This is a genomic window from Pseudoalteromonas sp. 2CM28B (assembly GCF_023161935.1).
In genome coordinates, this window is sequence record NZ_JALNTH010000002.1 from 94,715 (window position 1) to 107,569 (window position 12,855).

10 protein-coding genes and 1 pseudogene are annotated in these 12,855 nt (G+C 36.6%); all 11 read left to right on the top strand.

The genetic code is table 11. From position 1 onward, the window contains the following. Nucleotides 1–12 precede the first annotated feature (12 nt). The 11 genes and pseudogenes from MTN96_RS02940 (at nucleotide 13) to MTN96_RS02990 (ending at nucleotide 12,834) form a co-directional block, all read left to right on the top strand. A complete protein-coding gene (locus MTN96_RS02940; protein ID WP_248530694.1) occupies nucleotides 13–252 on the top strand; it encodes a hypothetical protein in 240 nt (79 codons plus the stop codon). Beyond that, nucleotides 249–1,451 (top strand): glycosyltransferase family 2 protein, encoded by a 1,203-nt coding sequence (locus MTN96_RS02945; protein WP_248530695.1) that lies wholly within the window; start codon nucleotides 249–251, stop codon nucleotides 1,449–1,451. Before MTN96_RS02940 ends, MTN96_RS02945 begins: the two co-directional genes overlap by 4 nt. Continuing rightward, nucleotides 1,438–2,151: a WecB/TagA/CpsF family glycosyltransferase gene (locus tag MTN96_RS02950; protein WP_248530696.1), complete on the top strand. Its 714-nt coding sequence runs from the start codon at nucleotides 1,438–1,440 to the stop codon at nucleotides 2,149–2,151. Before MTN96_RS02945 ends, MTN96_RS02950 begins: the two co-directional genes overlap by 14 nt. Nucleotides 2,152–2,194: 43 nt before the next feature. Next, entirely contained in the window at nucleotides 2,195–4,372 is a 2,178-nt protein-coding gene (locus tag MTN96_RS02955) for a hypothetical protein (protein WP_248530697.1), read from the top strand. Between the two features lie 455 nt (nucleotides 4,373–4,827). Beyond that, a pseudogene (locus tag MTN96_RS02960) lies at nucleotides 4,828–5,001 on the top strand (UTP--glucose-1-phosphate uridylyltransferase); the annotation flags it as partial. A gap of 39 nt (nucleotides 5,002–5,040) precedes the next feature. Further along, entirely contained in the window at nucleotides 5,041–6,171 is a 1,131-nt protein-coding gene (gene wecB / locus MTN96_RS02965) for a non-hydrolyzing UDP-N-acetylglucosamine 2-epimerase (RefSeq protein WP_248530698.1), read from the top strand. 470 nt (nucleotides 6,172–6,641) lie between these two features. Next, nucleotides 6,642–7,844, top strand: a complete 1,203-nt coding sequence (locus MTN96_RS02970) for a glycosyltransferase family 4 protein (RefSeq protein WP_138596534.1) — start codon at nucleotides 6,642–6,644, stop codon at nucleotides 7,842–7,844. After that, nucleotides 7,834–9,003 carry a glycosyltransferase family 2 protein gene (locus MTN96_RS02975; protein WP_248530699.1) on the top strand — a complete coding sequence of 390 codons (1,170 nt, stop codon included), beginning with the start codon at nucleotides 7,834–7,836 and terminating at the stop codon, nucleotides 9,001–9,003. The genes MTN96_RS02970 and MTN96_RS02975 overlap by 11 nt, the downstream gene beginning before the upstream one ends. A 6-nt stretch (nucleotides 9,004–9,009) precedes the next feature. Then, the gene (locus MTN96_RS02980) at nucleotides 9,010–9,747 is read left to right on the top strand and encodes a WecB/TagA/CpsF family glycosyltransferase (protein ID WP_138596530.1); all 738 of its coding nucleotides are present in this window, start codon (nucleotides 9,010–9,012) and stop codon (nucleotides 9,745–9,747) included. Nucleotides 9,748–10,127: 380 nt separating this feature from the next. Then, the gene (locus MTN96_RS02985) at nucleotides 10,128–12,329 is read left to right on the top strand and encodes a choice-of-anchor A family protein (RefSeq protein ID WP_248530700.1); all 2,202 of its coding nucleotides are present in this window, start codon (nucleotides 10,128–10,130) and stop codon (nucleotides 12,327–12,329) included. 106 nt (nucleotides 12,330–12,435) lie between these two features. Beyond that, the gene (locus MTN96_RS02990) at nucleotides 12,436–12,834 is read left to right on the top strand and encodes a 3-phosphoshikimate 1-carboxyvinyltransferase (protein WP_248530701.1); all 399 of its coding nucleotides are present in this window, start codon (nucleotides 12,436–12,438) and stop codon (nucleotides 12,832–12,834) included. Nucleotides 12,835–12,855 lie beyond the last annotated feature (21 nt).

Here is a 12,855-nt window from a genome sequence, read left to right on the forward strand (position 1 = left end):
GATAATAATTTAATGGATGATTCAAGTTGTTTTTTACCGTCAGAGTTTTACTCTATTTACTTTTCTTTCTTATGGAAGTTATTGTTAGCTACAGTGCTTTACGTTATGTTTTTATACACTTTTTTGGGTGAATTTTTTATTGGTGGCTTGTTTATAGTTTCAAACTTTTACGAACCCATGTATGCAAATGGTCTCAGCTTCTTATTTACGGAAGCAGAAAAATTAGCTTTATTAATTAGGGAAAAACAATGATTGGTTATTTAGACTACCTATTAGGTGGTGTTGTTTTTCTGATTATATTTATACCTTCAATATTTTTAAGCTTGGAATTGTTGTTTGGCATTTTCTTTAAACAATCACAGCATAACGTTAGTGCCGATGTATCACTAGATGGTGTTTTTGTCATTATTCCGGCTCACAATGAAGAACTTATTATTGAAGATACATTAAAGAAGCTTCAATTTGAGTTAGGCTGTTTGAATAATGTTGTTGTTGTTGCTGATAATTGCAGTGATATGACTGCCAGTATTGCTAATGGTCTTGGCGCTCAAGTTGTAGAAAGGCAAAATGAAGCCCAAAGAGGAAAAGGTTATGCACTTGATGCGGGTGTAAACCATATCCGAGATCTATCACCCGAGGTCGTCATTATTTTTGATGCTGACTGTGAATTCGTTTCTGGTAGTTTTTTTAATCTGGTGCTTTGTTGTAAACATAACAATTCAGTGGTTCAGTCTGAATATTTAATGCAAGCGCCAGCTTCAGCTTCAGTTAAAACGCGAGTCGCTGAGTTTGCCTGGCTAGTTAAGAATAAAATTCGACCTCAAGGTTTGTCATTGTTTAATATTAATTGCCAATTGCAAGGTTCCGGAATGGCCTTTCCTTGGCGAGTGTTTGAGCATATCTCTTTTGCATCCGGCAGTATTGTTGAAGATTTAGAGCTTGGCCTTAAACTAAACTCATTATCTGAACGTGTTGCTTTTGATTCTTCATCCAAAGTGATTAGTTATTTTCCCGAATCAGAAATAGGTACTCAAACGCAACGCACTCGTTGGGAACATGGTCATTTAGCATCGATAGCCATGTTGCCAAAGGCAATGTTAGCGGCGTTATCTAAAGGCAATATCCGTAGCTTATTCACCTCGCTTGATGCGATGATTCCTCCTACTGTGCTCTGGCTTATGCTTGTGTTTACTTGCTTAGTCGCTTCTGCTCTTGTTACATTCTTTGGGATGTATTTGCCTTTCTATTTGTCATTTATTGCTTTTGGTAGCATCTCGCTATGCTTATTCCTTAGTTGGTTTTGCCTTGGGCGTAATATTTTACCACTGAGGGACTTTAGCGCGATATTTATTTATGTATTAAGTAAATTCAATGTTTACGGTTCTTTTTTACGTGGGCGAGAAAAATCTTGGGTAAGAACCGATAGAGGGAAGAAAAATGACGATAACTGAGATACTAAAAAAAGTTAACTATTTTGATGAACCAGAGTTAGCATCTTTTATATCCGATGTTGTTTCTACTGACAAGCCTATTTCGATAGGTTTTGTTAACCAGCATGGTATTAACTTAATGCTTAATGAGCGTGAGGTTTTTGAAAACTTTATGGGTATAAACTGTTTACTAAGGGATGGTATCGGCGTGAAATTAGCCTGTCGCTTCAAAGGTATTGAGCCAAAGTTAAATTTGAACGGTACTGATTTTATCCCAAGATTGATTAGCAGTATTGAACTATCAAAGCGAGAAGCCAAATATTTTGTGTTTGGAACAGAAGAGCCGTGGCTTAGTAACGGTGCTGAAAATTTAATTCTTGGTAATAGTGCCAGTTTAAAGACTGGTTTCTTCGATGATGATGACTATATTCATTACTATTCCGAAAATATTGATGTGAACTGTCTTAATGTTGTGGTTTTAGCTATGGGGATGCCTAAGCAAGAAAGAATCGCTTTAGCTCTGTCAAAGCTTGATGTGGCATCGGTAATCATTTGTGGTGGTGCTATCATTGACTTTCAAGCGGGTAAAACGAAGCGAGCGCCAGCGCTAATGCGAAAGCTAGGATTTGAATGGTTTTATCGCTTAACTCAAGAACCAAAGCGCATGTTTCACCGTTATGTCATTGGTATCCCAAAATTTTTCTTCCACTTGATTCATTAACTTTGTTATTAAGGGATCAGGTCTGTAAATAGGTATCTGTTGTATGACATATCCTCAGTGTTTTTTCACAATGCTCGTTTTTCTTATTTTTGGCCTACTCTTTCCAGCTGTAGCGGCGCCACAGTGTAATTCTTTTGATCAGGATTTATCTTGGTCTGGTGGCGGAGCTTATCCACAAATTCTCAAAAACAATGGTCAATTATTCGTTATTTCAGATGTAGCAGGTGCTTGGAAGTCTGATATTAGTGATAATTATTGGCATAAATCGAATAATGGCCTTGGCAACTTAAGCCTTGCTAGTCTTACTTTTAGTGCCGCAGCCTCCAATGTTGGCTACGCAGCCACCGCTAAGGGGATTTATCGCACAGAAGATAATGCAACAACGTGGCATTTTTTAGACAAAGTGGGTAGTGATAAATCATTTATTCGTTGGGATAACTACCGTTCACTTTCAATAGACTCTACTGATCCAGATAAGTTTTACTTTGGTACTCAGGGTGGGGAGGTATTCGCTGCCAGTACAGAAGGGGCATCACTGATAGGTCAAACCCACAATAATGAACCAGTGAAATCTGTTTTAATTCATAGTTACAATCGGTTATTAACGGTTGGCTCAGCCGTTGAAAGGGTTTTGTTTCAAAAAATTAACGATGCTTGGCAGCTTGTTGAAAGAGCTCCTATATCTGTTATGGATATGACATCGATTCACTCTGATAATAAAGAATATATCTTTACGGTTGGTAATAAAACCTTGCGATACTCAACCGATGGCGCAAATGAGTGGAGTGATATTTATCTTGCTAGTTATTTACCGAGCCAAGCAAAATTACATCGTGTTGCAGTTGCAACAACGAGTAAGAGTTCTATAAGAGTATTGGTTGCATGGTTTGATGGTTGGAAGTCTGGCATGCTTTATACTGATGATGTTGGCGCTACTTGGCATGCTTTACAGTTAAGTGACCTTGATTTTTCAACTGAAAACCCTACACGAAGATGGAAAAATACGGTTTTAGATCGAATTTTGTCTATCTACATTGATCCGGAAAACCCCAATTCATTTTTTATGACGACTTACTGGGGGATATGGAGAACGAATGACAGTGGTTTAACATGGCAAGAAGACTCTCTAAAAGGGGCTTCCAATCGTGCTGGCTCAAGTGTCATATATTCTGAAAAAGGTGATTTATTAACAGCATCTATGGATGTTGGTATAATCCGATACCGGTCGCAATTATTAGCCGATACGGTTACGGTTTCTCAGCCTTTTTCTCTTCTTCCAAATTCACCAAACTATAACGTGCATCGTTCAGTTGCTGGTCACATGTGGAATATTGTAAGCATTGGCGACCATATTGTTGCTACGAATAGCCCTTGGGATAGTGAAGCTAATCAAATTGTTATGAGTTCAGATTATGGGTTAAATTGGACTATTGTCACAAGCGGCCTGCCAATTGATTATAAGACAGACAATACTGTTTGGCATAAAGGTTTTGCTCGTGCTTTAGAGTTTGAGCCAAACAGTATTAATACTGATAATGATTTTAATCGATTATATTTAGGGATCGATGGACATGGCTTATATGTTTCTATCGACGGGGGGGTTAATTGGCAGCGCTCCACTGGTCAACCACAAAGCAAAAGGATTTATAACGCTTTATCCATAGACCCTATAAATGCAGGTGTCATTTATTGGGGGGCTCATGCAGTTGGTATGTTTGTTTCTAATGATTCAGGTAATACTTGGCATCTTGACGGGCTTGAGTCTATGGGGATATTTGATTCAGCTTTTTCTTCATCTGGAATGTTATATGCTGGAGTGCAGCGAGGGAAATCCCCTGAGCTTTACGTTAAAAGCTCTTTTGATGAGTCTTGGGAACTATTAAATGTGTTTCCGGGTGAAGGAACTGTTGAAGGAATTACCGTTCATCCAACCCAGCCTTCAGTTATCGCTGTCGGCGTAAACGGGTGGAGTAATAATAATACAGGTAAAGTTTATATTACTTTTGATGCTGGAGTCACTTGGCAAGAAGTTCTTGTTGATGTTGGTGTTGGGGTTGCCGATATGGCTTTTTCTCCCTGTAATAATGAGCTAGCTATGATTGAGTATGCTGGTGGGCTTAAAGTTGTTAATCTCGATTCACTAAAAGCTGACTCAGGAATGACTACTTTAGATTATATTACACAGTTTCTTAGTGGGTGGACGCGACTACCCGCACAATAATGCTGTAATTTTTACTCAGTTGCCTTGCAGTGGCGTGGTATATTGAGCTTTAACAGAAACCTAAAATTGAGTTGTCTTTAAAGGTAAAAATCATTCTCTTTCTCGAGTTTTACCCGTTAATTATCCATTTCTTAACGTTGATGTTTTTGTTTATAGTGTTAGTAAAGGTGTCTGAGTATCTTAGCTTATTTATGGATAAGATTAGAAGGCATTTGCCTAAATGTGCTGGTAAAAAATTAACATAAAGGTTGGCGCTTTAGTATTACTTTATAATTGGAGGATTGGAGACTACAGTCAAGCTGAAATAAAGCTTAAAAAGCATGTTTGTATTGAGATAAACTTATCAGCGTTTATAACATTCTGTATTTATAGGAGTTATCCATTTGGGATGGCTCACATCCAGTGTTTGTATTATTCTCTTTGTCAATCGGCGCTATTGTTTTTTGTGCATATAATTAACAGCTGAATTGCTGCAGTTACGTCATCTTGAAACAATTGAAGCGTGTCATTTAAAAGGTAAGACGCAAGACTGCGGCTCAAAACTAGGCTACATGCTCGCAAATGTAGAGTATGCAATGCAATCAAGCCTATTAGGTGAAGAATTTACCCAATTAATGGCAAATGCATAAAGTTATGCAAAACCGGAGAATAAAAAATTAAGGGAAATCATGGCTATTAAAATATTAAGCGTATTTGGCACTCGCCCTGAAGCAATTAAAATGGCACCGCTAGTTAAAGCACTAAACGCGGCAGGCGGGATTGACGCTAAAGTATGTGTTACAGCCCAGCATCGTGAAATGCTTGACCAAGTTTTAGACCTGTTTGAAATTGTACCAGAGTACGATTTAAATATTATGAAACCTGGGCAAAGCCTTTATGATGTAACAACAAATATTTTATTAGGCTTAAAATCTATTCTCGAAGAGTTTAAACCCGATTTAGTGCTTGTTCATGGCGATACCTGTACCACGTTATCAGCAAGTTTAGCTGCGTTTTATCAGCAAATTCCAGTTGGGCACGTAGAAGCAGGTTTACGCACAGGCAACTTAAGTTCTCCATGGCCGGAAGAGGGTAACCGTAAACTCACCAGTGTAATTGCCAAGTTACATTTTGTACCAACGCAAACATCGCAGCAAAACTTACTCAATGAAGCAGTTAATACTGACAGTATCGTAATTACTGGAAACACCGTTGTTGATGCATTATTACAAGTGGTTGATAAGGTAAAAACCGACACGGTTTTAATCTCAAAACTAAAAGCTAAATTTCCAGAACTCGATGAAACTAAAAAGCTTATTTTAGTTACAGGGCACCGCCGTGAAAGCTTTGGTGGCGGTTTTGAGCGTATCTGTGAGGCGCTAGTAGAAATTGCAACCGCGCACCCAGATACACAAATTTTATACCCAATGCATTTAAACCCAAATGTACGCGAACCAGTAAACCGCATATTAAAAAATGTTGATAATGTGCATTTAATTGAGCCGCAAGATTACCTACCATTTGTGTACTTAATGAATCAAGCACACATAATAGTGACCGATTCAGGTGGTGTTCAAGAAGAAGCGCCAAGCCTAGGTAAACCTGTACTTGTTATGCGTGACACCACAGAACGCCCAGAAGCTGTAGAGGCCGGAACAGTTAAATTAGTAGGTACAGACAAAGCCCGCATAGTGAGTGCGGTAAATAACTTACTAACGAATGCTCAAGAATATCAATCAATGAGCCGTGCACATAATCCTTATGGCGATGGTAAAGCGTGCGAACGCATAATTGATAATATCTTGAAAGAGTTTAATTAAAATAAGCTGAGATTATAGCTAAGGTACCTAAAAAAAGTTTATAGTTATTACAACTTTTCTTAAGTTTCATCACTAAGATGCGGTGTATTTACAAACTATAATAGGGCTGTAGGTACTATATTGAGTTATACTAACTCTTAATTATATACCAACATATTGCTGAATGAGTTTCTGATGTGTATGGGCCTTAAATTTTTATATGATTTATACGCAAAACTCAATTTTTTGAGTTGGGGCTAACCGTTTTGAAGCTTGCTTAACTGTGGGCTTTTGAAAACTTTCTGATTATAATGAGCTTAATTATTTCAGTTATTACTTTCTTATTTTTCAAATTTAGATGAGGGGAGCTCATGCGAATTATTCACTTACTGTTCATCTTATTTTTTATTAGCTATAACATAAGATTAATGTCTTATTTGATTGGAAACTTTGGCTTATAATTTTTTTGTATACATGGAGGTCATCGAAAGGTGAATATTTTATATGTAATTAATCAATACCCTAAAATTTCACATACTTTTATTCGCAGAGAAGTACTAGAAATGGAAAGTCAGAATGAAACAGTATTGAGAGCGTCAATAAGACGGCCACCTGAGGGGCTAGTTGATACCACTGACTTAGAGGAAGAGGTAAAAACCCACTATATTATTAGTAACTTTAGTGAGGTTTTTTGTTATTTAATTAAGGGTTTAACGGCTAAAGGGATCTGGGCTAGTATAAAGCTTCTAATACCTTATTCTTTAAAGTCAAGGCGAAAGCTTAAAACCATAATTTATTTTGTTGAGGCTATTTGCTTAGCTGGAAAATATAAAAAAGAAAATGTTAATCATGTTCATGCGCACTTCGGGACTAACTCAGCTGATGTTGCAATGTTTACAGCTAAAATGCTGAAATTACCTTTTTCATTCACTATACATGGTGCAGATGAGCTCGATAACTTTGAAGACTATTCTATAGCTAGGAAAGTAGAGCAATCTTTTAAAATATTTTGTGTTTGCTCATACATTGCTGCACAGGTTAAACGAAAAGTACCGTTCAAAGAACATTATAAAGTAATTGTCTCAAAATGTGGTATTGAAGTAATCGAGCATCAAGCTGAAGTTGTTTTGCAGAATAAAGATGCTACTTTACTAAATCTCGTAATTGTAGCGAGGGCTTGTCCTGAAAAAGGGTATTTCACCCTGCTAGAATCTTTAAAGTATGTAAAGCTTAACTCATCATGTCAATTCTACTTACGTATTATTGGGGGAGGTGAAGAACTTCAAATAGTTAAAGAACAAGCCAAGGAATATGGATTAACCAAAAATATACTTTTTATGGGCTGGAAATCCACAGACGAGGTGCTGGATATTGTAGCTCAGTCAGATTTATTTGTTTTACCTAGTTATATGGAAGGACTACCTATTTCAATAATGGAAGCAATGATGGTTAAGACACCTGTACTATCAACTTATGTTTCCGGTATCCCCGAACTAATCAAGCATGGCATTAACGGGATGTTAGTACCTGCAAATGACCACATTAAGCTGGCCGAGGAAGTTATTAGTTTTTCAAAAATGTCGAAGACATTAAGAGCTAACATTGCTGATGAAGCAAGGTTAAGTGTAGTAACGAATCATAATTTAGTAAACGTTGTTGGGAATATGCGAGAGGAACTAAAATGTGACTGTTGAATCGGTATTAGTTTGGTTATCACTCATACCTGGTATAATTTTATTGGCTGAGCTTGCAATTTCACTCATTAAAAAAATAGAACCTCAGGCTAATGTTAGTAGTCAGGTTACAAAATATGAATGTAGTTTAGCAATAATAATGCCTGCACATAACGAAGAAGCTGTCGTTGAGAAATCTGTTCAATCTGTCCATTCTCAACTATCCATAGGCGATCTTCTTGTTGTTGTTGCAGATAATTGTACAGACGATACTGCAAAAGCTGTTCGCTCTCTAAATTTAGAGGGTGTAATTATATTAGAAAGATTTGATTCAATTCATAAAGGGAAAGGTTTTGCTTTAAGCTATGGGTATAATTACTTGATACAAAAAGAAGAAGCATACGATTTAATAGGTATTATCGATGCTGATTGCCTGTTTGCTGAGCAAGGCTCTATTGATCTGATTAAACAAGAGTGTAAATACGAAGATTTATTTCAGGTTAGATATTTAATGAAGTCTAATGAGAATAACTCTTTAATGTCTGCTTTTGCTTGGTATTTAAAAACTTCAGTTCGTTCAGTTGGTATGAATAAATTATTCGGCGCATGTCATATTCAAGGGTCTGGATTCTTTTTTTCGTCCAGAGTCATGAATCTGGTTGACTTTGCTTCTGGTAGTATTGTGGAAGATTTAGAGCTTGGTTTGAATATGGCAGAAGAGAAAGTTTTTTGTAAATATCTTTCTAATGTCACATTGCTTTCAGTAATGCCTTCTGACTTTTATACGCTTCAAATACAGAAGTCTCGATGGGAAGTAGGCCATTTAAATGTTTTGCTTAATGAATCCTTTCCTAGAGCCCTGCGAGCAATAAAAAATCTTAATCCTCGTTATTTTTTTTTAATTTGTGATCTTTCTATCCCACCATTAGTTACATATTTAATATTCTTAACAATTTTTATGTTTACATTGCTAATTATGGGAAGCGTAATTTCAAGTATTTATCTAGTTTATTTTCTTGCTATTTTACCCTTAATCTATCTCCACTGGAGAAGGTTTTGCAAATCTTTTAATGTTAATTTTGAATTTATTCAGTTAGTTACTTATTCAAAGATCAAACTGAAAGTAGTCATTAATTATTTCAACAAAAAAGCAAGAGTTTGGAACAAAACTAAAAGGTAATTATAAATGATAAAACACACTGTATTTGGTTTGAAATATCATGTGTTTACTCCTGATGAAAGTATTGACTTGATCTTCGAAAAAGTAGGAACTAAAGCTGCCTTGGTCCGAGCTGATTTAAATGTGGGCACAGTAGTTTCAGCTCAAGAAAACATTGATATTGCAAATTATATAAATGACTCAGACTTAGTAAATATTGATGGTATGGGAATTTTATTTTATTTGCGCTTAAGAGGGGTTAAGGTTGAGCGATATACTGGTGTAGATATATTTATTGATGTACTTAAACGTTGTACTCAGTCTCATAAAAAGGTTTTTGTTTTTGGAGCTAAACCTGAAACATTAAATAAGGCAGAGCATCGTATAAAAAGTGAGCACGGGGATGTTATTGCAGGAGTGCGCCATGGATATATTGACTTTACTAGTGAAGGTGCATGTAAAAAGGTGGTCGAAGACATTAACCGTTCAGGAGCTGATTTCTTATTTTTAGGCATAAAGTCACCAGAAAAAGAATTATTCATCACAAATTATCGATCTGAGATAGAGGTTTCTTGGATATTTGGTGTTGGTGGTGCCATAGATGTTGTTGCAGGTGAAGTGCAGCGTGCTCCTCAGTGGATTCAAAACATTGGTTTCGAGTGGTTATATCGAGTTTCTCAAGAGCCTAAAAGAATGTGGAAGCGATACTTAGTCACAAACTCTAAATTTGTATACCTTTTAATAAAGAATAAGTTTAGTAGCTAATCTATTAATATTTACTAAAAGTCCTTCCTCGAAAAGAATCATCCATCAAATCTTCAATATAATAATATAGGAGAAGCAAACCTTACTCTTATATTATTACCTAACTATTATTTTTAACATCCTGTTAACTATATTTGGTTCTTTAGGTTGTTTTTTAGGGTTTTTGAAATTAATTTTGATTTTTTCTCTGCTATAACTCATTGATATTGCGTTTCCGTTCTTTTCTAGGTACTAAAAATTAGTACTTTCGTCGTGTTTTTCATTCCTTTTGATTTTATTTGTGTATATAATGTTCACCAAGCACTTGATGAATTAACTTTCATTAAACAAATGACTCAAACTTGGTGCCTATAATGCACTTTTCATTTTCGAGGAAAAAAATGACTAACTCATTACTTAAATTTAAAAAGATAAGTGCAGTGATCGCACTTTCTTTAGCCAGCTCTACAACACTGGCTGCAGACTTAGGCGTAGCCAATAATTTTTCAGCATTTGTTTTTGACGATTTTAAATCACACTTTGGCCGCGCTGATGGCGCAATAGCCGCTGGCGAAATCGATCTTCAAGGTTATAGCGTAGGTTATACTCGCCCTTATAATCGCGATGAATACTATTTAATTAGTGAATCAAGCATAAAATTTAAATACGGCCGCCAATATGTAGGTAGTATGATTGCTGGTGGCGGTACTGACATTCATTGGGGTGTACGCTGGGGTATGGAATGGGGTTCTAAAATCCTTTCTAACCAAGATGAATCGGCCATGCCATTTAACTTTGATGAACAAGAAGAGTATTATAAAAGTTTAAGCGCCGAGTTAAACCAGTTAAACCAAACAGGTACAGTTTACCGTAAATGGGGTGGTTTATACCTTCAAGGTGACGGCAGCTCTGATAGACAAGTGTTTAATATTGATGGCCGTGATTTTGCCCGTGCTCATACCTTTAAAGTATGGGGTATACCAAGCGATGCAACTATAATTTTTAATATTACAGGTGGTGCTGATTTACATGTGCGCGGAAAAGGTTTTTGGCATTTACGCCGCCACGCAAGTAAAACCGTATTTAACTTCCCTGATACGCAAAACCTTGATATCAAGGGTAACCGTTGGAAGGGTGTAATACTTGCTCCTTATGCTGACATTAAAGGCGCTTACGGTACTGCTAAAATGCCAATTATTGGCCAAAGCTTTAAAGGCTCTATGGCATTGCTAGGTGGCGAATTCAATGGCGATCTTCCATCTGTTGCTGAGCCAATAGCTCCATTTTCAATGCAACAAAAATGGCAATGGAATTCAAGCGATTTTATGCCGGAACATAATCAAGTAATATCTACTCCAGTTGTTGTCCAGTTAAATGACGATAATGGAGACGGAATTATTAACAATAACGATGTTGCAGATGTTCTTGTTACTACCTTTAGTGGAAGTAATTATAGTAATGCTGGTTTAGTAAGAGCGTTAAGTGGAATTGATGGGACTGAATTGTGGGCATACGAAAACGGTGGCGTCTTTAGTGACTCGCGTAGCTCTTTAGCTGCAGCCGACTTAGATAGTGATGGCGTTGTTGAAATTGTTTTAAGTGATTTCTCGTCATCTACTATACAAATAATTAACCACTTGGGTGAAGTGAAAAAAGAACTTACTAAATCAGGCAAGCCTCTAGGTGCTAGCTCATTGAGTGACATAAATAACGATGGACTAGTTGAAATAATCTCAAGTAATAACACATTTAGTTACGAAACAGGCTTATTATACAAAACGAACTGGTCTATAGATCCGATTACGTTTGACGCAGATGACAATGACAATCAAGAAACATTTGCTGGTGGAGGCTTGTATGATTCAAATGGTGTTAAGTTATGGCAATATGGTGCACCTGAAAGTATGTGGTTTAGTGCAGTCGCTAATTTAGATGACGATTTAGATCCTGAAATTGTTGTCAGTAACCCGAGCACTAATTTAGAAGATAGCGTATTTGCGGTACTTGAGCACAATGGTAATGTTAAATGGGAAGTGACTAATCCAGACAATCTAGGTGGCGGAGTTCAAGCAATATCAACTTTCCTTGGTACCGATTTACTGGGAATTGTTTACGCTGGTTATACGGCAGTTGACATGTACGACCAAGATGGTCAGTTAGTATGGTCCGTTGCTAATGATGATGAGTGGAGCGGTAAGATTGGTTTAAGTGCTTATGACTTTAATGGTGATGGTATTGATGAAATAATCGTTCAAGATCATTATACAGTAAGAGTGCTTAATGGCGTGAATGGTGAGGTGTTATCTACAGTTGCAAATTCTACTGCATCACTGTGGGAGTATCCTATTGTTGTTGATTTAGAAGGCGATGATAATGCTGAGCTAATTACTGTTTCTAACAATTTTGACGGTCGTTACAGCATTAACAATGGTGTAACAGTATATGGTGCTGCAGATAACAGCAAGCCTTGGAAAAATGCAACTCGCATTTGGAACCAACATTCGTACCATCAAACAAATATTAACCAAGATGGTACAGTACCAACAGTTGAGCTACCAAGCTGGTTAAATAATAATTCCTATCGCTCTAGTACCCTTAAATAACAGTATTTATAGCAAATAAAAAGCCAGTTAAGTTTTAATTGGCTTTTTTATTAAATAGTTGTTTACAATAATTGGTAAATAATAATCACGATATATTGAGGCTTTTTTGTCGAATTTACAGCAAGACCCAGCTATTAGAAGTTTGCTGGAGCGAATGCCTAAAAACGTTCAAACTACATTTACCGATGAGCAGTTAGCTCATTTAAAAATAGCCATTGGTGCAAGGCAGTGGGGTAACCATGCTGTTGATTGCAGAGGCGTAGTTAAGCTTTTTAAATATCGTTATTACTATGTGCTATTGGCAGGGCGAAATAGGCGTGAATTAAGCACAAAAGAGCAAAAAATAGCAAGATTTACTCAAGCATTAATTTTAAGCATCGCAGCTAATTTTATTATTCTATTTATATTGCTGGTTTTATATTTGTTTAAATCGACATTAGGCATTGATATTTTTGAAGGATATTCGTTTGGTGTCTGGAGTTGGTTTAAAGGATTATTTAATTAATCCTCACTAAAATGCGAGTAT